Here is a 23,672-nt window from a genome sequence, read left to right as displayed (position 1 = left end):
TTAGCTTTATCAAAAGCTTAAAGTTTTGGTATGTTCACGGATAGATCCCCTGGCTGCAAAGTCAGGGGATTTACTGTATGTATAGTCGATGATATTCAAATGCAGGATCTTGCAGAACCTTAGTTATGTCGAACTGATCGTGATGTAGAGATAGATATCTATGGATTGTTTTGATCACGATCTGATCGATTCGTCATAAGGAATGGGTAAAGTTCAAGTAAACTATTCAGGCTTTATACTGATTACCAGTTTGGTAATTAAAGGTTTAGGCTGGGTAAATCTACTATGGGACATGTAGATACCACGCAAGTTTTCGTTCCCTGAGAGTTCAATTGCTTTAAGTCTTAAATAGACTGCAAATCGATGGTCATGTTGGCATATGCCACACCTGATCTAACGCTTATTTTTTAGAAGTCAGCGATGTCTACCCCAAAACGCTCTCGAGTTTCTAATCGTCGGTTACTAAAACGTTTTGTACGATTGCCGAACCAGCTGATGGCTGGGTTGCTAAGGCTCGTTTTTATCAGTGCTCGTTTTAGTCGCACCAGACAAGCTGGGTTTGTCCTGCCGACAACGGTATTGCTACTGTTAGTCGTTACTTTGACAGTTGGTTCACTCAGTTTTCGGGCATTCAGCCGTTCTGCGAGTGTGATTGCAGAGCGTGAACAAAAGGTGGTCTATGGGGCTGCTACCCCTGCCATTGATCGAGCTAAGGCTAAGCTTGAATACCTTTTTGACAAGAGGGTTCCATCCAACAGCACACCTAAGAGTGCTGATCTTGAAGGTTTTTTGCGGGAGGACAATCTTTTTACTATTCCTGGTGCTGTAGCAGATGGTGGTGAAACACGAATTGATATCAATGGCGATGGCACTTTAGACAATGCTTGGTGGTTTGCAGCAGATGTCAATGGCGATGGTACCGTAGATACGGATAATGAGCGTATTGTCTATTCCATTTTGGTAGGTCATGAAGGCTCGGATCCAACGCCTAATCCTGGTGAGGTTACTACTGACTTCTTGTTAGAAGACATAGTCAGGCAAGGCAAGGCTGATGCGTTAGTCACTCGTAATGGTCCAATTGATGTCGCCACTACAAATAATGCCTGTCCAGTTAGCTTAGGAACTAATGAAGAAGGCTGGCAGGAGATTGCGACAGGTTCTCCAGTCATTAAAAAGAACTTTCAGATTAATGCTTTTACGGTCAACTCTAACGATGTCAACCGCACAGTCAGTGCGCTTGAAGTGCAGCAGGTGAGGGAAGCTCGTAAAGGGAGCAAATGGGGAGCATGGTTTCAGAATGATTTAGAAATTTTCCCAGGTGCTCGTGCGGCAGCCTTTACTTGGAACGGTGCCATGCACACCGAAGGCAGCCTTTTCCTTGGACCGACTAACAGTGCTTTCAATCTCAGAATGATTAGCAGCTACAACTCCTGCATCTATTCTGAGGCAGCTTCTGAAATTGAGTTGGTCCAAAATCGTGCCCCCAACAACTACAACGGCCAGGTTATTGCTGGCAACCTGACGGGAAACGCCCCTGGATTTGACGGTAGGCAGACCAGACTAGATTGGTATAACGGTCTTGCAGCTGTGGGTTCAGATCGTATTGGTCCCGCTGAAGATTCCATTAATACTGAACCCACGGATATTGAGGACTTAGCGTTAGATCCCATTAAGCTTTTTACAGCTAACGAGCTTGATTATAGAAACCCTGCTGGCTGGACACCAGAAGATGATGCAGGGTTTTGGAATAGAAATTATGCGAGAAATCGTATAGCCCGAACAGATGAAGATGATCCTCCATTTTTAGATGATATTTATCGAGCGGATGGACGATTTGGGCCTAAAGCTGTGTATGACAGCGCTAAAGGTCTATCTTTGAGCAATGCGAGAGCAAAACTAGGTGACCTGATTTCAAGCATTGCCCTTACGGCTGATTTCACTGCCGCTCAAAGAAATGAATTAGATTCGGTTGGTGCTCCCTTCGAGGGCTTAGATGGGTACTGGGAAAAGCAGGCCACCGATAAAGGGGCTAAGGTGATTGTGGGTGAGCGTTTACAGCTAGGCAACTCCTTCGGCTGGAAAGGGGCCTATGCTAGCCAAGTTGATCCAAATTCAGGTGCTTCAGATGCCGCTAATAGGCCAAGGAATTCTGATTCGCTTTACCCTGCCTACAATGTTGCCATTGGAGACACAATTAATGACCTTGACGACCAGTCATTGAGACTGCATGCCCGCTCATTAAACGACAACCTGGCTGCAGTTCAGTCCATGGCGTTATATCACTACAAGTCGGCATCAAAAACCTTTCCTAGGGCTTGTATGTCATTGGTTTCACATCCGGGCACCAACACCACCAGAGATAATGCTCGCACATTTAACTTTTTGCCAAAAATTAATGCTGCGGGTGGTCTATCACTAACCCCAGGTGATACAGATTTAGTCAATGTGGACTTTGATGGTTTGCCTGGTAACGATGTGCAGATAGATGCTGACTTTTTCTTTGGGTATGGCACGAATGCTTGGGAATATAGTCCACCGCTAGGTACAGAGGCTGCCTTTAGGGCCGCATATGACACACCTGCACTTGCCCCAAGTCCTTTGAAAAAAGCTCTGACAAATCTGGCGTATTTTGCTGGCGATCCAGAAGGCGGTTCTCCTTCATTTACACCTGTTCAAGGTCAACAGGGAGGTCCGGATCCGTTCATTCATCCCTATCCCTATTTATCAATGTGGGGAGACTACTCGTCGTTACGACGGATTTTAGAACCTGTAGCGAATGGTGGCTTGGGCAATCCTAATTATGACGACTTGAGTATTGCAGATAAGACTACTGTTCAGACGGCTGCCTGCACGCTGGGTATGTTGGCAACGAATATCCAAGTGGCGGAAAGTTTGGACTATAATAACCCCTTGGTTCAGACAGCGCTCGGTCAGCTGGCAACCAAAATTGGTGCTCTTGCGGCCCCTGAACTGACAACTGCTGACTACTCTCCTGATGAATACATTTCTGCATTAGTTCGTCAATACGAAGCTACTGGTAATGATGATGATGGCGCTGCTTTGGCTTTAGCAAGGTTGTTGCATCTCAAAGAGCAAATTAGACGAGATCGCACCTATGGCTTTTTAGAAACACCTCTTAGTGTTCCGAATCGCAACTATACCGTCAGCTTTGGCAATCAAGATATTGCTGCCGCTGGTGTTCAGACTATTCCTGACGCTACGACTGTGACGCTAGGAATCGACCCAGTCAGTGCTGACAATAATTATTTTGGTGCTGGTGCTGCGCCTGCGAACGCTGCAGAAGAGCTACGGTTTTTGCGTCTTGCTGCTGTTGCTGGTGGCATACTAGATGCTAGTGCTGTACCAGCATTTGGTGTGCCAAACGGTTTACCCAAGTTTCCTTCTCTTTACTATCTGTTCCCATTAGAACAGCACGATTACCTGGGGAATCATCCAGTTAATGCTGCCCTAAGTCAGGTTCAACCAACCAATGAGCCCTACATTGATCCAGACTTAGATGGGGATCCGGCAACAAATAGCTACACCGCTATCAGCAATAGGCTGAATCCAGCGGCGGCGACGCCATACTTTTATGAGCCATTTATTCCTGCTGACTTAGATGCCATTCGAGCTGAGCCCCGCGAATTAATTGCGGATTGGACTCTGCCCTATACAGACGCTGATTTAGCTGGAAGGCCAAACCTGATTAATTACGCTGGCGGCACCAACAACATTGCAACCTTATTTCAAGACAAGTCCTTTATGGATGGTCGCGAAATGATTAGCGTGCGAACGGTTGAGCTAGATGTGGCCATGGCCACAGATGCTGCCAATGCAGATGTGGACAACAAACAGGTTGGTGGTCAGTCTTGGTTTACCGAAGGTGAAGGGGCAACCGTACAGGGTGGCATCTTCTATGCCTTTAGGGAAGATGCACGGCGCGAAGATGAACTGTTTAGACCCATTGCTAGCCCTAACCCTATCCCAGAGTGGGGTAACTGCGATGCAACAGCAGAGATTCTGACAGAAGCTTGTCGTATGGACTTTAATGTAGGTGCTGATCAAGATCCACCCATTAGACGCTCGGCAGATGCTCAGCAAGACAACTACATCAGTACTAAACCGGTTGATTTTTATCCTGATCCTGAACGTCGCCCTTATGGGTTCAGACTATCCAATGGTAGAACGCTAAACCGTGCTGATGATGTCTCCACCGGCTTGACGTTTATTACTGACAATGCACTCTATGTCCAAGGTGATTTCAACTTACACATTGCCCGTAGAGCTTTTGGTGGAGTAGCGGTTGGCGATCCTCTAGAAGAGTTCTTTACCCCGGTTGCAGGCGTTGTCGGTCTTGATGAAATTACTGAAGATGAGTTTTATGCCAACCGTGGTAATGTTGCCGCAGATTTTGACACAGAACTATTTGCCAAACCCGATGGTGATGACTGGCGCGTGGTTGAGTTAGTCGCCGATGCGACAAGTATTCTGTCCGAGAATTTCAATGATGGGGTCATTAGAGACTATTTCTTGGAGCCTAGAGGTGCAGGTGCAGGTACAGCAATCTCTTCGTACCAAAATGTCTTCCGTGTCAGACAACCTGGTGTTACAGCATGGACTGGTAGAGGAGGCAGGGACTTTGCCTATCAAGGTGCAAATATAGATAAGGTCTTTCAGTCAAAATATGCAGCGACAACGACAGATGCTGTTGCTGATCCAGATCCGATATGGCCTTTCTGGATTCGTCGAAATGGCAATGTTGATGGAGGTGATGATACCGATATTTATGTAGATGGTGGCGTTCGGGATGAAGATCGAATTGCAGCCACTGGCACAAGGGTGAATGCGTTGTTAGTTGGCGGTATTATCCCATCACGACAAAATCTCAGCTATGGCGGGTTGCATAATTTCCCCCGCTTGAATGAGCATTGGCCAGGCCATGATTTGTCGATTTCAGGAGCTTTTTATCAACTCAACTTTAGTACTGCATCCACCGGTCTGTTTGAACAGGATATCAACGCTGGTCGCGGTGCTTGGGAGCCTGGAGTAGATCCGGTCGCAGGATCAGGTACTCAGTACTATTACGGTGCACCGGGTCGTAAATGGGGTTATGATGTCGCTTTCCAATACACCAGTCCTGGTCCTTTATCTCAGCGCTTTACAGGTAACGAAAGTGTGCGGAGCGAATATTACAAAGATCTCCCTGCTGATGATCCCTATATAACCAATTTGCAATGTGCCCGAGATGCTGGCGGTCGAGTTGTCGACAAGCCAACGGTAACTTGTCCTCTTCCATAGGTCGATGCCACCCACAGAGAAATTAATCATGATTTGGAATTATCAGTTTGGTAACAAACGAAAACTTGAGCAGCAGGCTTCTGATGTTGGTTTAACTCTGATCGAATCGCTAGTGGCTATTTCTGTGATTGGTATTACCGCAGCAAGTATTGGGCCAGTAATCTTGATTTCAGCGGCGACGCGCATTCAAAGCCAGCAGGCTGAGCAAGCTTTACAAGTTGCCCAGAGTGAAATTGATCGGGTTCGGCAAATTGTTGAGCAAGGGTTTGTAGATGATGGTCCTGGCGGTTCCCGCGAATATAATGCGGCGGATTTAAGCATTGCGTCCACACCAATGGCGATTGCAACAGCATTTGATGCAGCAGCACCCACCAATGTTAATCCAGACTTTGATCCAGGTAACTATCGAATAGCACGTGAGATTGATGTCGATGGTAACGGCGAACCAGATTTCGCAGTACAAGCTTATCGTCTAGGTGCAAGAGAACTTGCCAATGGTGGTCGGCCCATTGCATTTCCAATGGGGGTACGTGTTTATGCTCATGACGCAGTGGCAGATGGTGGAGCTTCAGAGACCACGCCTGCCCGTTTAGGCACCGCCGCTGGCTTTGGGGAACGTGATGAAAAACCTTTGGCGGTTCTATACACAGAGATTGTCAAAAGTGATGAGCGTCAATCCTTATGTGACTATTTTACTTATCAGGGAACTCCACCGGCTGCCCTTGATTGTTCATAGTTTGGGTTGAGTCTGTTGGAACAAAACAACAAAATTCAATGTTTTTAGCATATTCACATAGCGGCTGAGGTGACTTTTATAATGCTGAGGCAAGTCTTAAAAAAGCATCTTGTGAGATACCCTAACCAGGGATTCACATTGATAGAATTATTGGTATCCATGGTGATGGCTGGGCTGATTATTTCTGGCCTGATGTTTTTGGTGGTTGACCTGCTACGTACCGATCAGCGGGAGTTGACCCTGGAACAAACTCAGCAAGATATGAAACGAGCCCTAGACTATATTGCTGATGATGTACGAGAGGCCATCTACGTCTACGATGATCCCACACCATTAGTCACAAATCTGGCAAATACAGACTATGCCCTACCGGCTGATGCCAGGCCTGTCCTGGCTTTTTGGAAAATCAAGCAGCTAAATGTTGAGGCAGGGGATTATTCCAAATTAAGCACACCTGGTACGGCGGCTTGTAGTGGGTTAGGCGTCGATCCATTTAAAAGGTGTCAGGCTTTGCTTGTGCGCCATGGCTATTATGAACTTGTGATTTACTACAGCACTGACGATGCTGATCCAGAATGGGAAGGAGAAGCCCGTGTATATCGTTACAGCGTACCGGAATATTCGCAAGATGCATTGACCAATCCAGCAATAACCTTAGAGGAGAACTCGATATATGTGCTGGATCCAGGCGCGACTCCTATCCAGGGTGGTTTGCCCAGGTCTGACTGGGCCTGGGTACCTAACGATAGTGGAGCAGGTACCTTCCGTGGTGATGTGCTTGTGGATTTTGTTGCTAATTTAGCTGCGATCCCTGCTGTTCCTCCAGCTTGCGAAGCGGGTTATACACAGATTCCAGCAGCAACGGCAGGAGTAACGGCTAGCAATAGTTTTTATGCTTGTATTCGTCCTATTGATGCTAGCAATAATTTGTTAAACCAGGATGTAAGCATCTATCTACGCGGCGATGCTGATCCGACACCGACAAATTCTTCACTGGTGCTAGGTGGGGTTAGCGGCAATAGCGAGTTGCCAACTTTGCAAACACGAGTTTTAACTCGCGGTGTGGTTAATAAGGATTTACCCGATTAAGGAATATTATGAAACGCTCTTTGTCCGGTAGTTGGTTTAAGTTAATATCTCGTCGTTCTCAGGATGCGGAGAGTGGCTTTACTCTCTTAGAACTTCTGGTCATTGTCGTCATGGTTGGGATTTTAGCTGCGATCGCAGCCCCTGGTTGGCTAGGCTATATCAGCAGAAGGCGGGTTACCACCACCCGTGATGACGTTTATCAAGCTATTCTTCAGGCCCAGACTACAGCACAACAGCGCAGCACTACATACCAGGTTTCATTTCAAGAAACACCTGATGGATTTTTACAGTGGGCAGTCCATCCCAGGACCGCAACACCTTCTAATTGGACAACAGCGGCGTCAGCCAACATTGAAATTGACACTGATTGTGCTGGGGCTCTAAATCCAATAGCTCCCGGCACTGATATTATTGAATTTGATTTTAAAGGAAACCCTGGTGGGACGGGTGCTCTTTATTTTGCTAGTGCCATAGGTGATTCTGTTGGTGACGCTGATCCAACCTTGAGAGCCATAGACTTTGCAACCCTGATTGGTGGACTGAGAAAAGTTAAGCAGCAGTGCATTTAAGGATCTAAACACTGCACCGATGCTCTCCTATCCCCTCTAAACAGCTCAGTATATCCTGGGAACCCCTAGCCCTGAAATGTTGTAGTTGTCTAAACAGATCAGTGTATCCTGGGAACCATCTTTGAACTCAAGGTCGTTAGTCTAAAGTATCCTGCCTCATAGAAGGATACATATGAAACGCTTTCGGGTTCCTGTCCCTAATCGTCATTCACTAAATTATTATATTGGTCGAATACCTAAGCGGTTTATGGCTTGGGTGCTAAGGCTAGCTTTTATGGGTGCTCGCTTCAGTCGCACTCGACAGGCTGGCTTTGTATTACCAACAACGGTAATGCTGCTTCTGGTACTCACCTTAACTGTTGGAGGATTAAGTTTCCGCTCATTCAATCGGGCTGCTCAGACAATCGCATATCGTGAGCAACAACAGATTGACAACTTTGCTGCGCCCGCCGTTGACAGGGCTAAGGCTAAAATTGAATACTTATTTACAAAAGATCCAGAAGTCATTAACAAGAGACCACCCTCTAGCAGTGACTTAATCAATTCACTTTTAAAGTATTCAAGGCCATTGGCAGACGGAGGTTACGGCCAAACCTGGGGGGCTGCAAATCAAGCCAATGACGATCCATACACATTGCCAGATGAAACCCAGTTAGACATCAACGACGATGGTAATCCTGACCCTGCGTGGAGCTTTGAATCCCGTGATGGCAATACCATTGTTTATTCAATCCTCACCTCTCACGAAGCAAGAGATTCAGATGGTGACATTATTCAAGACTCAGATGGTAATGAACTGACTCTAACCTCTAATCAGGTAGATGAAAAAGCAGATAACCTGGTTACGCGCAACGGTCCTATTAATACGCAACAGTCGGTTGATGGTTGCCCTGTAAGTACCCTGGCCGGTGATGGCTGGCAAGATGCTGGCGGTACGCTACAAAAAGTTTTTCAAATTGACGTTCTAAACATTGCTAACCCTAACAATATTAATCGAACGGTTAGCTCCGCAGAGTATCAGCAAGTACGCACTATTCCAAAGGGGAATGTATATGGTGCCTGGTTCCGTTACGACATGGAAATATTCCCAGGTGGAGATTTCCGCTGGAATGGAGCCATGCACTCAGAGTCAAACATCATTGCATTTGAGAATCTAGAGGCCTATCTAGTAAGCTCTCCAGAGTCCTGTGTTTTCAGTACCGATGCATCGGAAATTAGCCTCAGTGTGAGTGGCTACGATACCGATGGCGATGGCACTGATGATCAATTTTTCCAAGGGCATTTGATTTCAGGTGCATCAAGGGATGACGATTTTGGGGGAAATACAGAATTTCACAAAGAGAATAATGCTACCCCCACTAACCCTGGCAAAAATAATCTGAAAGATGATACCGATTCAGTTGATGAAACTGGTGGAACTGATGTCACAGATGTTGCTGTAGACCCAGTTTTGATTCTTACAGAAGACATTACTGTTAATTTGGATGATACATCGTGGGATCCTGAGGCTGCCAAGGATGCGTTATCTCCAAATCCTTTAGAGCCCAATGATCAAGTTCAACTGTTGAGTGATAGCAGTCGGGTGCGCGTATTTCCCGATGCGGCTCGTCCATTTGTAGATGATGGGTTTCGAGCAGACAATCGCTATGGGCCAAAGCCCCGTTACGACTCTGAAAATAGCTTAAGTCAAGCTAATGGTGTATATCTCTCTACACCTCACCAAATTGGTGATGAAATTAATGACAACTCAGTGTTAGCTAGTGATAATGCGGCTGAGCAAGAGTACGGTCTAGATGGGTATTGGGAAAGACGCTCTATTTCTCAGGGTTTACGTGTTGTTGTTGGTCAACGGTTAGAGCTAGGTAATCAGTTTGGATGGGAAGCTGATGATCCGCTTTATCCACCCACAACAGTTCAGAATCTAACTCGTAGTGGAGGTGACATAGAAAAGACACCTGCTCAAGCTAAGCAGCAAAAGTCTCTACGGGATAACTTGTCGGCTGTGCAGGGTATGGTTGTTTACCATTACACACAGGGTAACAACGGTACGATTCCTTATATTTGCGCGGCATCTACTGTCCATCCGGGTACGCAGCAGACCTTAACCAATAGTCGTACCTTTAATCGCTATGAAATGCCTGATGGTGGTACAACTCTGCCTGATGGCACTACCCCAAGCCCTTTAGAAACTAACTTCTTGACGGGTAAAGGAACAAACGGATGGGAGTTTGACTTTAGTAGCTTTGATAGTGATAGTGATGGCGATATCACCGATGAATTTGTAGTAACAAGGCCCATGGGCAAAGCTCTACGAAATCTGGCTCACTTTGCCGGCGATCCTAGAGGGGGCGCTCCATCCTTTTCGCCTAAGCAAGGGGTGAAGAATAACACAATAGGTGCAGTACTGGCCGATGATGATGAGGTTATGCATCCCTATCCGTACCTATCTATGTGGGGAGACTTTTCAATCCTTCGACGTATTTTTGATGAGTATCTTGATGCTGGTACGGCATATGACAACTTGAGCCCTGCTGATAAATCAACATTGCACAGTGCTGCCTGCACCCTTGGCATGTTGGCCTATAACCTCAAGGCTGAACAAAACATATTTGATGCTGTTTTAGATGATACGAGTATCAACTGGTCGAATTTAGGAGTAAAGCTGACTCAGTTGTTTGATATGAACAACATCACCAATGGTTCACCGATCATTGGACGTCCTTTACCTGGTGATTCTAATTACAAAGCTGAAGGGTTGTGTAAAGGTACTCAGGCTAGCGCACCAGACTACACTGATCCAGACTGGACCGGCTGTCCTTCACAAAATCCCAATGATATTACAGATGTTTCTGATCCTGAACATCCGCAAAACTATTTCAGTAGATTCTCCACGGATGAATGGATTGCTGCGTTAGTGAGTGATGGTAGCTTGTCTGCGGACGAAGCAAAGGCACTTGATTTGTTGATTACTGGTTCACAGATCTTACGAGATAGAGTGCTTGGGTTTAACACTACATCTGCCTTTCAGGGGGATGTATTACCCGCTGGGAACTACAACATTACAACAGGCATCTGGACCAATCCAAGCGGCAGTGATGAGGTTAGTGCTGGTGAATTGGAAACTGGAGATACGTTGCAATTGGGTTGTGACCCTGACATTTTCAGGGATGGTACAGCCAGTTCAGGTTCAAAACGGGCGCAGTTGGGTCTTGCTGTAGTGATGTGTGCTTATGGAAATGGTCCCAAATACCCATCCCTATATTATTTATTTCCGACCTTTGACCATGACCACTTAGGTGCAGATGATTCTCTCACTGCAAGTATTGGCATAGATCACACTCAGCCTGCCACGGAAGAATATATCAATGAAGGTGGAGGTGACATTTACATTGCCGATGCAGACACAGGTACCACTAAAGCCAATGATGGTTATACCTATTTAACTGTTGATCCTACCAGCATTGCACTGACGCCAAAAACTGCGGCTAGTGATTTTAATCAACCGACAGCAACTGTTGCAGGTGGTACACTCGCATCTCGTGATGATCTCCAGGAAAATATTATTGATGCCAATGGCACCATCACTGAACTTGCTTTCCTAGATAAGGCTATGATGGATGGACGTGAGTTGTTAAGTGTTCGCGTGCTTGACTTAGATATCGATAAGCTGACAGATATTACTGCGGACACTCGTTCATACTTTACCGTTGGCACCGATCAGATTTCCTGGATTCCAGAAGAAGATGGTATTTTCTATGCCGCCAGGGAAGATGCTGTGAGAGAAGACAGTATCGTTCGTCCTCGCCAGGCGGATTGGGCTACCTGTCAAGATTTTGCCAATCTGCAGGATAACGGACAAAACTGTCCAATGGACGTTGTCCCAGAGGCGAATAGTCCAAATCAAAAAGGAACCTACGATCCACCGTTGGCAGACAACTTAATTAGTCCAAAGCCGGTTGATATGTATGCTGATCCTGATCGACGCCCCTACGGGTTCCGGTTAATTAATGGTGCGATTATCCATCGTTCAGGGGACGACAAGGCTGCAGGGGTTACCTTTGTCACCGATAATCCAGCTTATATCTATGGTAATTTCAACCTCCACCAAGACACTTCTGGCAATATTCTTGAAGAATTTGAAGAACAGCTAGGCACAGACTTTGCCACCGGAGCAGGCGACCCCTTTAACGATTTCTATGGACGTAGCACCCTGGATCAGGACTTTGCACAGGGCGGCCAAGACCTATGGAGACCTGCCGAAATTTTTGCCGATGCAGTCAGCATTCTCTCCAGTGAGTTCCGCGATGGTTACGTTGAAGATGCCTATATTTATGAAACTGACGGTAGTACAAATACCATAGGAGATGAAAGTGCTCAGTCCTCATATCTAAATTCGGATCGACCTCTGAGGGAGGATGATGCTACATGGGAGCCCAGCCACTGGCAGCGTGAAGATTTGGCAGACGAACAGGGTGATAGCGATGTTTCGCTGCCAATCCGATTTAATCGGAACGGCATTGCAGCTAAAGCACAGACTGAAGGGGACTTAAGTTCTGCATACACCGAATTCCCCACTACGTTTAATGGTGGCCGTGCAAACCATATCCAGTTTTCAGATGAGGCTGAACGTCAGGAGAATTTGATTCCAGCAGCTGATAATACCCGCGTTAATGCACTGTTAGTTTCGGGTATTGTACCGCTGCGAGCAGGCCAAAACTACGGTGGGTTACACAACTTCCCACGGCTGCTTGAGTATTGGCCCGGTAAAAACTTGTTTATTTCAGGCGGCTTTTTCCAGTTGAACTTTAGTACCCAGGCCACTGCTCCATTTGACCAGGACTCTTGGGAACCAGGTACTACACCTATTTCTACTGGTGGTAACAATGTGTACAACGGCTTCTACGGTGCCGCCACCCGTATTTGGGGTTACGATGTCGGTTTCCAGTACACCAGTGTTGCTCCCATTGCCCGCCGTTTCGTCGCCTTAGGTCGACCACGAAGTGAGTTTTATCGGGAGCTGCCACTGCAGGATGAGTATATCGCTAACCTCTGTACAGCAGAAGATTCGACCGGTGCCCTTGTACTCGGTGCTGATGTTGGTTGCCAATAGGGAGTAATCGAAAATGTTTTTGAAAAATAGGCAACTAAAAAAGCTAATGAGTACTAAGTCGCAAGTACCTGCCAAGGCCGATGACAGTGGTCTGACGCTGATTGAGGGTTTGGTGGCAATTGTAATTATCGCGATCGCTACTGCAGTCATGACGCCAATGGTTATCCTGGCTGTTGGGACCAGAGTTCAGAGTCAACGGGCAGAGCAAGCCTTTCAAATAGCCCAGGCAGAAGTAGACCGGATAAAGCTGATTGTTAGTCAGGGTGGGAACTACACCTTAAATATTGCGCCAACACCAACGGGTGTAAATAGCGTAGCTGACTTTGATGTTGTTCCGGTCCCTGCGCCAAATGTTATTAACGACAACACACACTCAACAACGACTGACGCGGCTCGGGCCATTGATGTGGATAACGATGGCAACGCCGATTACGCTGTTCAGGTTTTCAAAACTGACGGAATTACAAGCGGGACAATCCCCGTCGCGTTTGATCTAGGGGTTAGGGTTTATCGCGCTGACATCATAGGAAGTTTAGATCCCACAGATGTGGAACAGGCCAGCCTGATTATGACCAGCGGTGAAGGGCAATCAGGTAATGCCCCCCTCTCCACTATCTACACTAGCCTCATCAGAAGTGATGATGAAGAATCACTGTGTGACTACTACGAATTCATCAACAGTGTTCAAGGAACAACTGTTTCTACGCCTTCTGAATGTTAACTGCACTATTCTTTGAAAGCTCCATGGCTAATTACCATTCTAAAAGTTGGTTGTATCGATGGCTGTTGCAGCAACGAAAACATCGAACTTCTGGGTTCACCTTAATGGAAGTTCTTATCTCAATGATCATTGCTGGCATCATTATATCTGGCTTGTTGTTTTTAGTGGTTGAACTGTTACAAATAGACCGTCGAGAAATTGCACTGGAACGGGTTCAACGGGATATGCAGCGTGCCATAGACTATATCGCTGATGATTTAGAAGAAGCTGTCTACGTCTATAACGATGTTCGCATGCAGGAGATTGTTGACGATATCCAGATTTTAAGTGACCAGATGGGCACTGGTGTTGAGGGTAGTGGTGATGCAGTTCCCTTACTTGCCTTTTGGCGCACAGTGCCTCTAGATGATGATGTGTTGCCTGATACTTGTACAGGCAATGACGATGAGATGGAAATCTGTCGAGTTGCGAGAACACGTCGAGCGAGTTATTCCCTGATTGTTTACTATCAACAGCATCGGGATGATACTGATGCAGACTATGTTTGGAAGGGTCCCAGCGTCCTCAGACGTTACGAGCTGCCCCAGTATGCCAACTTAGCCACTTTCACTGAAACCCCTGGTTACGCGGACCCTATTACGGACCAGGCTACTGATTTTGAAAACTGGGAGCCGAGTACAACGCCTGATGCTGTTGGCGGCAATAGTGTCGCGTTAGTAGATTTTGTGGAACAAGCGGATCCAGGGGGGACTGCTGTTGACTGTCGTAATTTAGTCTTTGGTCTCAATAGCCGTTTAACTGGAGAAAACGATAACACTAATGATGTATATGACTATGTCGTGACTCCTGAAAATGCGACCGATGCAGCTGGTTTTTTTGCTTGTATACGACAACCTAACCTGGCTGACGGAGATTTTAGGACAACCCAGGATGTCTATCTTTTTCTCAGGGGTGATGTTGAATCGGAAAATCGCTTTTTAGGGCCAGCAAGTGACGGCAGCCGTTTCCCTGTACTACAAACTCAGGTCAAGCTGCGCGGTGTCATCAATAAAGATGGATAATTAGCGATAAGGACACTAATCATGAAGCGATTTAAGCCACAAAAATCTATCTCTTCAACAGCTGGTTTCTCAATGCTTGAGCTATTGGTGGTTATCATTATGGTAGGCATTTTGGCCGCCATTGTTGCGCCTGGCTGGCTGGGTTATATGAATCGTCAACGTGTGAGTCGTGCCCGTAGCGATTTAGCTCAAATCATTCAAACTGCTCAATCTGATGCACAACAAAAAAACTCCACTAGAGTCATCAGATTCTCTGGGGCTGCGGGTGTATCAGCTGCTCCTACAGTACAAGTAAACTCTACAACTGGTGAAACAACTGGTAGAGAACAGTCTGTTGGTGGAGAACAAAATGGCAGTATTCGGTTAACGGCGAATGTTCAAGAGTTTGTTTTTAATTATAAAGGGGAAGTTGAACCCGTTAATCCAACAGATTTACCCTATATTGTGTCTGTCACCTCGGAACTGAGTGAGACACCGAAATGTATCATTGTGCCGACTATACTTGGCGGCATTGTGCAAGCGAATGGTAACGATTGTGATGCTTCTCTTTACTAAGGACAACTCTCACAAAATATGAGAGTTTAAGGCTTGAGCATTTGATATTAGTCGAGCTTGTTGACAGCCAATTTAGGGCTATTTCTGGGAATTTTAAAAGTGTTGCAAGTTTCCGCTTAGCTAGACTATGAGTAAATTCCACAGACTTCAATATTCTGTTGCTAGGGACTCTGGCTTTACACTTTTAGAAACAATTATAGTTCTCGTCGTTGTTGGTATTTTAAGTGCTCTAGTATTACCAACATGGAATGGATCGCAAGAACGATGGCGGGTTTCTGAAGCTCAAAGTAACGCCTATAGTGCAATTCGCAAAACTCAAGCGATGGCAATGCATCAGCACGTAACCTGGCAATTTAGTATTCGTGAATCACTCGCGGGCGAGGTGGAATGGGCCATGCACCCGCTGTCAGGTGTACCTGTTGACTGGACATCTTTGGGTGATAAAGCTCTGGATCTTGACCTGGCAGATACCACCTTGCATAAGCGCGATGGAGCGTACTATATACGCTTTGACTATAAGGGACGGTTAGCTTCACAGACGCGGACGCTTACGTTCACCAGCAGCAGGGCACCATCCATAAAAAGCTGTATAGTAATGTCCACCCTATTGGGTGCTATCCGCCAATCCCATGAGCAACCAAAACCTAACGCCAGAGGACGATATTGTTATTAAACGGTATTGTTATTAAGTAGAGTAATTGTGTTTGCTTGCTTGGAGGGAGATTAATGGCTCCATACTCTCATGCTCAGATTGAAAGCATAGTTTTTGATCTGGGTGGGGTAATTGTCAATTTGGATTATGGTCTCACTATTCAAGCATTTAGTGAGTTGGCTGGTTATGACGTCACTCAGCAGTATAGTCAACAGAGCCAAGCAGACATTTTTTCCAAGTTTGAGGTTGGCAGTATTACACCAGCTGAGTTTAGACGCAGTCTAATGCAGTTGCTACAGTTTAAAGCTGACGATGAGGCAATTAATCAGGCGTGGAGTGCACTGATTCTTGATTTTCCGCCAAAGCGGGTGGAGTTAATACGTCAGCTCGGCCAGCAGAAGCGGATATTTTTATTGTCCAATATTAATGAACTACATTTAGCGACGAGCGATCGCAAATTCACCGAAGCCATGGGCAACGACATTGGCACCCTAGCCGATCAGTTTGAGCGGGCCTACTATTCGCATCTGGTGGGCGATCGCAAACCAAATACCAGCATTTTTCAACGGGTCATCGATGAAAACAACCTTGACCCCGCAAAAACACTTTTCCTCGACGATACAGCCCACAATTTAGTCGGAGCACAGCAGATTGGCTTGCAAACCGTACACATTACCCAGGAGCGCCCTATCGAAAGCCTGAATTTGTTGGATTTATAGCGATTTCAAACAATTTGGCCCTAGGAGAACGTATAGAATAGTAATCTATTCCCTTGATGTTGCATTCTCCTATGGTAAGCCTCGCTGATTTTGCCCTGTTTGCCCTGTTAGGTCTTGGCGCTGGGACCCTCGCTGGCATGTTGGGCATTGGTGGTGGCATGGTCATTGTGCCTGGCCTGTTCTATTTGTTTTCACTGATGGACTTGCCTAGCTACAGCCTGATGCATCTCGCTGCAGGCAGTGCCATGTGCATCATGATTTTTACCTCAGCAGCATCAACGTTTTCCCATCATATGCGCGGGGACGTCCATTGGGATATTTTTGGTCGGATCATCGCTGCCATTGGTGTGGGTGTCTTAATTGGTAATCTACTCTCTAATCATTTAGACACCCATTGGCTAGAAATTATTTTTGGGTCATTTCTCTTATTGGTGTCCGTCAAAATCTTGCTTAACTGGAAACCTGCCTTTGAAGAAACCAGCTCCCCACCCCTTGTACTGATCGCCACAATTGGAACTTTAATTGGCTTTAAATCAGGCATCCTAGGCATTGGCGGAGGCGCAATCAGTGTACCTTTTCTCCTCTATTGTGGTCTTCCCATGAGCAAGGCTAGCGGTACCTCCGCCTCATTTACCTTGCCAATTGCCATCGTCGGTACCCTGTCATTTCTACTATTCTCCCAAGGATATACAGATATCTCCTGGGCAACGGGTTACATATACTGGCCAGCCGTAGCCTTAGTGGCCCCGTTCACCATGCTCGGAGCCCCCATTGGCACTCAGCTATCCCACATTATTTCGCCGCAGCAGCTACGGCGAATCTTTGGCTGGTTGCTGGTGGTCATTGGCCTACGTATGTTTGGTGGTGGTATTCAATTTTTGGCCTAGGAATAATACCTATAACAAACGACTGTTGAGGCAGCCTCTCCTTTGGAGATGTGCATTCAGCAGTTTGCTATACTGCCCTACTCAGCCAACCAATCTTTTGCCCAAATCAACGCTTCATCCGCATTGGTCAATTCTCCACTGGCTTGGGCCTGTTCAATGGCACTGAGCAATTGTCCGATCTGAGGGCCTGATTTTAGATTTAACCCACGCATCAGATCCTTACCGCTGAGTAGTGGTGTAGGGTGGGCAACCGGATCATCAGGTGTCTGATAGCGTTCTACCATCACCCCAACAGCGGTGGCCGGTATACCCATGGAAAGGGCGACTAACGAGACAGCGGGCAAGCTGGTGCCAGCGAACTTAAATAAAAAGAATTGGTCTGCTTTGGATAAACAACCATTTTGCTCAGCCATACGGTCCAAATAGGGCTGCACCTGGAGCACTCTAAAGATGGCCTGCCCCTCACTGCGGCTGTACTTTAAACGCATCAACCAACGGTGAGCTGCCTCTTCATCCAGCGGCAGTAACCGAGATAGGCGAGCGGCCTTAATCCAGCTACGATAGTGCCCTGCGGGAACTGTATCTTTCCAGCCATGGAGCAGCTGTAGGTAACCTGGTAGGTTGGGCAAGTTGACTAACGCACTATCTAAATTAGCCAGTTGCTGGGCATGGCCAGCATTGAGGTGGGGTAGCCAGGCATCAAATAGGCCATCTTGCCAAGCCATTTTGAAACAAGCTGACCCGTTAGGCTGACTTAATAGGGCATCTAGCTCATGGCGAATACGCTCGGGGGCAATTTTTTGTAGCAGTGGTGCCAGCTCACGAATAGAGGCGCGAGTATCACTGTCAATGGTAAATCCTAACTGAGCTGCTTGACGATACGCTCGTAACAGTCGCAATGGATCTTCAGCCAAGTTTTCACGACTGACCATCCGCAATGTTTGCTGTCGCAGATCAGCAATGCCATTGAGGGGATCGATGAGTCGATCACTGGGAGGATGATACGCGATCGCATTAATAGTAAAGTCGCGTCGCTGCAGATCCGTTTCTAGGGTGGGGCCTACCTGTTGGGCAAAGTCGATGGTCGCCTGGTCGAAGACAGCACGGGCAATTTGATTATCGGCATCGAGCACCACAAAGCCAGCCCGATAGCGTCTAGCAATGGCACTCGCGATCGCAACTGCTCCATCCGGCAAGACAAAATCTAAGTCTAAATATTCTGCCTGGCGCTCTAGCAAAGCATCCCGAACACTTCCCCCAACAACACAGGCCGTTTCCGGCAGCAGGCGGCTATCAAAGGGCCAAGTTTTAGGAATTAAGGCAGACGCCATAGACGACACAAACTTCAACGATGCAGCTCCAAACGTAGTGCGGCTTACAATTTTCCTATATTGCGTCGCCCGTAAACACGTATTTCGCAACCTAATTTTAGGCTTCTGCTAGGTTTTCGCTAAAACTTAGGGGCAACCGCACATTTTGAAACAAATTCCCCTGGCTATATTTTAGCTGCGTTAAAGTGGTGGCAAAGTGCATATATTCTGCAGGAATGCCCTCACTGGGTACGCCCCATCATCTGCCAAGTGCCAGCAGCAGCAACTTTTATTATTTATTCCCTACCCTGCTTTCACTCTCAACCATTCAGCCCCTTAAGCACACCTTTTCCATTCCATGTGTATTTGCATCAACTGCCACTATGTTGACCGCTGTATCACTTACCATGCGGTTGAAACGAACCATCGGCAGCCCCACTTAACAGATTCTCCAGATTTTGACCCCCAAAATCCGACAATTAACGCCAACATTAGCCCGCCCATTGTCAGCGTAGAAGGCGATCGGATTGTGCAGTCTGGCGACTTTGGCTTTGAATACGATGTGGTCGGCTGCGACAGTTTTCAACAGGATATGGGCAAATGGGCAAGATTGCGTCCCGGTGAAGCTATCCCCACATAATATGCCCATGGGTAACGAAGTGGGCACCGCCCAGACACCATGGTGAGTCAAAGGACAGTTAACGGAAAACACCGTTATGAAATCATCCAAAGCTTTGGCAGAGGGCAAAGTGGCCAAACCGATCTCGCCCATGTTGTAGCACCTGAATCCAATCCGACCGCTCAACGGCTCCTCGTTGTCATCAAACAAATTTATCGCCCCCAGGAACCGCTCGATACCTTAACGAAGCGGATGCAAGCTGTGGGCCAACATCCTCAGCTACCGGCACTCGTCGATAGTTGGCAGACATCGGCAGGGCAGTTTCTAGCTTTTGAGTACATTGATGCCCCAGCCATCACCCAAGCAGAGCCTCCGCCTTGGCCAGCAAAAAAGGTGGAAGTTTGGTTGTTATCCCTTTTGGCAGTCTTAGAATATCTGCACAGTTTTCGCCTTATCCACGGTGACATCCGCCCAGACAACATTCGTCAAGGTCAGCAGCCGATGCTCATTGACCTGCGTATCACCAAACGTCTGAACAGACAGCAAACGCCCCTCAACGCCACTGGTGGCGACGCGGCCTATGCGGCCCCCGAACAGGCCCTTGGTCAGCTAGTCTGCGCTAGCGATTTGTACAGCCTGGGATTGGTAGCCACTCATTTACTGACCGGATTAAACCCGTTTGATCTTTATTCAGTCGCTGACAATCGCTGGATTTGGCCCGATTTAGTCGCAACACCGATACCCAAGAATCTCAGCACCGTTCTCCATAAATTGTTGGCACGGTCCCTTGAAACTCGCTATGCCACTGCCAGTCAAGCGATTAGCGACCTAAAAAAATCTTCTGCCGTCTCCCTATTGGATAAAGCCCGTTCTCTACTATTGCCAATAGATACCTGGTCCCAGCCTCCACAAGCAAGCAAAGCCCCCGCATCCTCTAAATCTCTAACGGCCCTGTCCTCTCCACAACTCCAGTGGCAATTTCTATACCAATTTTCAACCGGCATCACCACGGCCTTAGCAATTCAAGGCAATATCCTGGCTATGGGCACTAGCTCTGGCAGTCTGCTCATTTGTGATTTACCTAGCGGTGAGGAGGTTTATACCTTAAAGGGTCGACGCCATCGAGATCGCATCACTGCCTTAACCTTCCATCCTCAGCAGCGCATCCTGTTCAGCGCCAGTAGTGATGGCACCGTCAAACTGTGGGATTTGAACCGTGGTGAGCTTGTGCAAACATTGCAACAACCCGGTTGGCAACCAACAGACCTGGCCGTCGCACCACCGTATCTCATCATCAGCGATGGCACAGGTTATATCGATCTGTGGGATTTGGCGAAGCTCTCACCCTGCCATCGGTTTAATCAACATCAGGATTGGGTTAGCGTGATCGCAACCAATGGCAAACAATTAGCCAGCATTAGTCGCGATCGCACCCTGCGGCTATGGTCTTTACCCGAACAGCGTCTGCTGGAAACCATACCCATGGGCCCAAGCCGAGCCCTCGCCCTTCACCCCAGCGGGCAGCATGTGATTGTTGGCAATGACCAAGGGCAGGTAAATGTCTGGCATGTAGCTAACCTCGCTAAACCCGATCGACTATGCAGTGCCGACGATGGGATTACGGCCCTAGCCCTGAGCCCCGATGCTCGATTGCTGGCAGTTGGTACCGATGGCAATGCTTTACGCATCTATCAGGGCACTAACGGGCAGTGTGTTTCTGAATTAGCGCAGGGATGGGGAGTGGTTGCGATCGCTTTCGACGGCAACACCCTTGTCAGCAGCAGCCAGGACGAAACCGTCACCGTATGGCAACGGAGCAACCACTCCGTGACATGATCCGTGACATGATCAGAGGCAACTTGTGAATCTCCTCTGTCAGTTGCCACAGCTATGGTCCATCCCTTACCTTCCCCTCTCGCTCCTGGTGATTTGCTTTACGCTATTGCTCCCAGTGGCGCTTTACGAGCAACCGAAAAATTCGAGGCAGGTGTGGCAGTGTGGCGAAAACGTGGTTATAGGGTAGAACTCAGCCCCACCTACGACACACGTTGGGGCTATTTAGCAGGTAGTGACGAGCAGCGTCGCCAGCAGTTACTTAACGCCCTGAAAGACCCTAGCTATCGTGGCGTACTATGTGTTCGAGGCGGTTATGGTGGCACCCGTCTGTTAGAAAACTTTCAATGGCCAACGGGCATTAATAAATGGCTCATTGGCTTTTCCGATATTACCAGCCTGCTGTGGAGCAGTCAGATGAGTGGCGGCGTCCATGGCCCCCTACTCACCACCATCAGCCAAGAAGCCCACTGGTCACTGCAACGGCTATTTAACTGGTTAGAAAACCAAACCCTAGAACCACTCAAAGGTCATAGCTGGGTCAGCGGCATCGCCACAGGCAAACTGCTGCCTGCCAACCTGACCGTGGCCACCTGCCTGCTGAACACCACCCATGAACCCAATTTTGCCGGAGCAATTCTGGCCTTTGAAGATGTAACCGAAGCACCCTATCGCCTCGACCGCATGCTCACCCACTGGCGGATGTTAGGCAAATTTGACCAGGTAGCAGGTATTGCCCTCGGTCGCTTTAGCCAATGCGAACCGCCAGCTAATATTCCTAGCTTCAGCGCTAAGGAAGTTTTACAAGAACGTCTGGGGGACCTGGGTATTCCCATCGTCGCTAATCTGCCCTTTGGCCATGATGGCGTCAATGCGGCCTTACCGTTCGGTATTCAAGCAAAAATAGAGGCCAGAGCCGATGGCCCTGGCCTCTTGTCATTTCCAAATCATTATCGACAACCGCTGTAGGGGCGTTCCATGGAACGCCCCTACAGCGGAAATTCCTACGTAATTATGATTAAGCCTTAACCATTTTCTTCTCGCCGTCACCAACGGTAACGATTTCGGTTTCCATTTCATTCATCACCGTTTCTGACAATGCTGGAATCGAATCATCTCCGGTAATCAGACGAGCACCACGCTGATAGGTGAAATAATTCCAGCCCCACTGCAACAGCACTAGCAGCTTGTTATCAAATTCGATCAGGAAGTAGATATGAACAAAAATCCAGATAAACCAGGCAGGGAAGCCAGATAACTTCATAAAGTTCAGGTCGGCCACGGCCTCATTACGGCCAATCACGGCCAGGCTGCCCTTATTCTTATAATTAAACGCCGGAACTGGTTTCTTAGCCAACTTAGTCTTGATGGCATTAGCCAAATAGCTACCCATATCCATGGCAACAGCTGCAGTACCCGGCAAAGGCTTGCCTTCATTGCCCTGGTAGGCAAAGTGAGCCAAATCGCCACCAATATAAAGATTGGGATAGTTCGGCACACTCAAGTCAGAGTCAACAATGACTCGACCAATGCGGTCGGTTTCAGCGCCAGTCTTTTCTGCAATGGTTTTACCCAGGGGAGAAGCCTTGATGCCAGCCGCCCAAAGTACGGTGCAAGCCTGCATATCAGTCACGTTTCCATCGTGTTTGATGGAAACTGTGTCACCGTCGATATTGGTAACCAAGGACTGTGTACGCACCTCAACCCCTAGCTTTTCCAAAGAAGCTTTAGCTGCAACTGACAAATCAGCAGGGTAAGGGGGCAACACCCGGTCCATACCCTCTAGCAAAATAATTTTGGTTTCCTGGGGGTCGATATCGGTGAAGTCATCCTTGATGGTCTCGTAGGCCAGCTCAGCCAGAGCTCCAGCTAGCTCAACACCAGTGGGACCAGCACCCACCACGAGGAAGGTTAGAAGTGCCTTACGACGTTCGGGATCGGTCTCCTTCTCAGCAGCCTCAAATGCCAAGAAAATACGACGACGCACCTCCAGGGCATCTTCGATAGTTTTCATTCCAGGGGCAACATCAGACCAATGATCATTACCAAAGTAATGATGGCTAGAGCCAGTCGCTAAAATCAGACTGTCATAATCAATGACTTCATTACGCTTGAGGCTAACCTTTTGAGCATCGGGATCAACATCCACAACCTCACCCATCAGCACTTTGACGTTCTTTTGACGACTGAGTATAGAACGTAGAGGCGAAGAAATATCACCAGCTGACAGTCCACCTGTAGCTACCTGATAAAGCAATGGTTGAAACAGGTGAAAGTTCCGTTTATCAATGAGCGTCACCCTCACTGGGGCCTTGCCCAAAGACTTGGCGGCGTAAAGGCCGGCAAAGCCTCCACCAACGATCACCACATGATGTAGAGATTTTTGCTGAGCTGTGGTTTTTTGGGCTATAGGAGCCTGACCAGAAAGGGCTGCTGTCATAGCATTAAAAACTATTACGTATGATTAACAATCTTATATCGTCTATCTCTGAGTTGAACGCCTAAACCAGGGT

16 protein-coding genes are annotated in these 23,672 nt (G+C 47.5%); 14 read left to right on the top strand and 2 right to left on the bottom strand.

The window, feature by feature from the left end; all coding sequences use genetic code 11:
- The first annotated feature begins 420 nt into the window (after positions 1 to 420).
- The 11 genes from hpsA (QGP82_RS29865) (at position 421) to QGP82_RS29815 (ending at position 17,397) form a co-directional block, all read left to right on the top strand.
- Positions 421 to 5,298 carry a hormogonium polysaccharide biosynthesis protein HpsA gene (gene hpsA, locus QGP82_RS29865; RefSeq protein ID WP_499061835.1) on the top strand — a complete coding sequence of 1,626 codons (4,878 nt, stop codon included), beginning with the start codon at positions 421 to 423 and terminating at the stop codon, positions 5,296 to 5,298.
- A gap of 28 nt (positions 5,299 to 5,326) precedes the next feature.
- Positions 5,327 to 6,034: a hypothetical protein gene (locus QGP82_RS29860; protein WP_499061834.1), complete on the top strand. Its 708-nt coding sequence runs from the start codon at positions 5,327 to 5,329 to the stop codon at positions 6,032 to 6,034.
- 111 nt (positions 6,035 to 6,145) lie between these two features.
- On the top strand, positions 6,146 to 7,123 hold the full coding sequence (locus QGP82_RS29855) for a prepilin-type N-terminal cleavage/methylation domain-containing protein (protein ID WP_499061833.1): 978 nt from the start codon (positions 6,146 to 6,148) through the stop codon (positions 7,121 to 7,123).
- 8 nt (positions 7,124 to 7,131) lie between these two features.
- Positions 7,132 to 7,692, top strand: coding sequence for a pilus assembly FimT family protein (locus tag QGP82_RS29850; protein ID WP_499061832.1), 561 nt, complete (start codon positions 7,132 to 7,134; stop codon positions 7,690 to 7,692).
- 172 nt (positions 7,693 to 7,864) lie between these two features.
- Positions 7,865 to 12,802, top strand: coding sequence for a hormogonium polysaccharide biosynthesis protein HpsA (gene hpsA, locus QGP82_RS29845; protein WP_499061831.1), 4,938 nt, complete (start codon positions 7,865 to 7,867; stop codon positions 12,800 to 12,802).
- A gap of 46 nt (positions 12,803 to 12,848) precedes the next feature.
- A complete protein-coding gene (locus tag QGP82_RS29840) occupies positions 12,849 to 13,523 on the top strand; it encodes a prepilin-type N-terminal cleavage/methylation domain-containing protein (RefSeq protein ID WP_499061830.1) in 675 nt (224 codons plus the stop codon).
- Positions 13,524 to 13,546: 23 nt separating this feature from the next.
- On the top strand, positions 13,547 to 14,584 hold the full coding sequence (locus QGP82_RS29835; RefSeq protein ID WP_250565082.1) for a prepilin-type N-terminal cleavage/methylation domain-containing protein: 1,038 nt from the start codon (positions 13,547 to 13,549) through the stop codon (positions 14,582 to 14,584).
- A 21-nt stretch (positions 14,585 to 14,605) separates the two neighbouring features.
- Positions 14,606 to 15,139, top strand: a complete 534-nt coding sequence (locus tag QGP82_RS29830; protein WP_163667833.1) for a pilus assembly FimT family protein — start codon at positions 14,606 to 14,608, stop codon at positions 15,137 to 15,139.
- Between the two features lie 127 nt (positions 15,140 to 15,266).
- The gene (locus QGP82_RS29825; protein ID WP_163698445.1) at positions 15,267 to 15,812 is read left to right on the top strand and encodes a pilus assembly FimT family protein; all 546 of its coding nucleotides are present in this window, start codon (positions 15,267 to 15,269) and stop codon (positions 15,810 to 15,812) included.
- Positions 15,813 to 15,865: 53 nt separating this feature from the next.
- Positions 15,866 to 16,510, top strand: coding sequence for an HAD family hydrolase (locus QGP82_RS29820; protein ID WP_499061829.1), 645 nt, complete (start codon positions 15,866 to 15,868; stop codon positions 16,508 to 16,510).
- A 71-nt stretch (positions 16,511 to 16,581) separates the two neighbouring features.
- Positions 16,582 to 17,397 (top strand): sulfite exporter TauE/SafE family protein, encoded by an 816-nt coding sequence (locus QGP82_RS29815; protein WP_163667827.1) that lies wholly within the window; start codon positions 16,582 to 16,584, stop codon positions 17,395 to 17,397.
- Positions 17,398 to 17,474: 77 nt separating this feature from the next.
- On the opposite strand, the gene QGP82_RS29810 is transcribed toward QGP82_RS29815, so the two are convergent.
- Positions 17,475 to 18,728, bottom strand: coding sequence for a CCA tRNA nucleotidyltransferase (locus QGP82_RS29810; RefSeq protein ID WP_250565732.1), 1,254 nt, complete (start codon positions 18,726 to 18,728; stop codon positions 17,475 to 17,477).
- Positions 18,729 to 19,065: 337 nt separating this feature from the next.
- On the opposite strand from QGP82_RS29810, the gene QGP82_RS29805 reads away from it, so the two are divergent.
- Genes QGP82_RS29805 through QGP82_RS29795 form a run of 3 tightly spaced genes read left to right on the top strand, consistent with a single transcriptional unit; the run spans position 19,066 to position 22,128 of the window.
- A complete protein-coding gene (locus QGP82_RS29805) occupies positions 19,066 to 19,347 on the top strand; it encodes a Ycf34 family protein (protein ID WP_163667823.1) in 282 nt (93 codons plus the stop codon).
- Between the two features lie 39 nt (positions 19,348 to 19,386).
- Entirely contained in the window at positions 19,387 to 21,162 is a 1,776-nt protein-coding gene (locus QGP82_RS29800; protein ID WP_499061828.1) for a WD40 domain-containing protein, read from the top strand.
- Positions 21,163 to 21,216: 54 nt separating this feature from the next.
- Positions 21,217 to 22,128: a S66 peptidase family protein gene (locus tag QGP82_RS29795; protein WP_163667819.1), complete on the top strand. Its 912-nt coding sequence runs from the start codon at positions 21,217 to 21,219 to the stop codon at positions 22,126 to 22,128.
- 49 nt (positions 22,129 to 22,177) lie between these two features.
- Here the strand turns inward: QGP82_RS29795 and QGP82_RS29790 are convergent, their stop codons facing one another.
- Entirely contained in the window at positions 22,178 to 23,599 is a 1,422-nt protein-coding gene (locus QGP82_RS29790) for an NAD(P)/FAD-dependent oxidoreductase (protein WP_499061827.1), read from the bottom strand.
- Positions 23,600 to 23,672 lie beyond the last annotated feature (73 nt).

Origin of the sequence: Leptothoe sp. LEGE 181152 (assembly GCF_032906605.1) — a bacterium.
GTDB lineage: Bacteria > Cyanobacteriota > Cyanobacteriia > Phormidesmidales > Phormidesmidaceae > Leptothoe > Leptothoe turfae.
The sequence above is the reverse complement of the archived record's forward strand: the minus strand, read 5'-3'. Positions and strand labels throughout refer to the sequence as shown.

Bases quoted from the DNA above. Each gene is read 5' to 3' on its own strand.
- hpsA (WP_499061835.1), top strand. From the start codon at position 421: ATGTCTACCCCAAAACGCTCTCGAGTTTCTAATCGTCGGTTACTAAAA.
- QGP82_RS29850 (WP_499061832.1), top strand. From the start codon at position 7,132: ATGAAACGCTCTTTGTCCGGTAGTTGGTTTAAGTTAATATCTCGTCGT.
- QGP82_RS29790 (WP_499061827.1), bottom strand. From the start codon at position 23,599: ATGACAGCAGCCCTTTCTGGTCAGGCTCCTATAGCCCAAAAAACCACA.
- hpsA (WP_499061831.1), top strand. From the start codon at position 7,865: ATGAAACGCTTTCGGGTTCCTGTCCCTAATCGTCATTCACTAAATTAT.
- QGP82_RS29840 (WP_499061830.1), top strand. From the start codon at position 12,849: ATGAGTACTAAGTCGCAAGTACCTGCCAAGGCCGATGACAGTGGTCTG.
- QGP82_RS29810 (WP_250565732.1), bottom strand. From the start codon at position 18,728: ATGGCGTCTGCCTTAATTCCTAAAACTTGGCCCTTTGATAGCCGCCTG.
- QGP82_RS29820 (WP_499061829.1), top strand. From the start codon at position 15,866: ATGGCTCCATACTCTCATGCTCAGATTGAAAGCATAGTTTTTGATCTG.
- QGP82_RS29800 (WP_499061828.1), top strand. From the start codon at position 19,387: ATGGTGAGTCAAAGGACAGTTAACGGAAAACACCGTTATGAAATCATC.
- QGP82_RS29795 (WP_163667819.1), top strand. From the start codon at position 21,217: ATGGTCCATCCCTTACCTTCCCCTCTCGCTCCTGGTGATTTGCTTTAC.
- QGP82_RS29835 (WP_250565082.1), top strand. From the start codon at position 13,547: ATGGCTAATTACCATTCTAAAAGTTGGTTGTATCGATGGCTGTTGCAG.
- QGP82_RS29830 (WP_163667833.1), top strand. From the start codon at position 14,606: ATGAAGCGATTTAAGCCACAAAAATCTATCTCTTCAACAGCTGGTTTC.
- QGP82_RS29825 (WP_163698445.1), top strand. From the start codon at position 15,267: ATGAGTAAATTCCACAGACTTCAATATTCTGTTGCTAGGGACTCTGGC.
- QGP82_RS29815 (WP_163667827.1), top strand. From the start codon at position 16,582: ATGGTAAGCCTCGCTGATTTTGCCCTGTTTGCCCTGTTAGGTCTTGGC.
- QGP82_RS29805 (WP_163667823.1), top strand. From the start codon at position 19,066: ATGTGTATTTGCATCAACTGCCACTATGTTGACCGCTGTATCACTTAC.
- QGP82_RS29860 (WP_499061834.1), top strand. From the start codon at position 5,327: ATGATTTGGAATTATCAGTTTGGTAACAAACGAAAACTTGAGCAGCAG.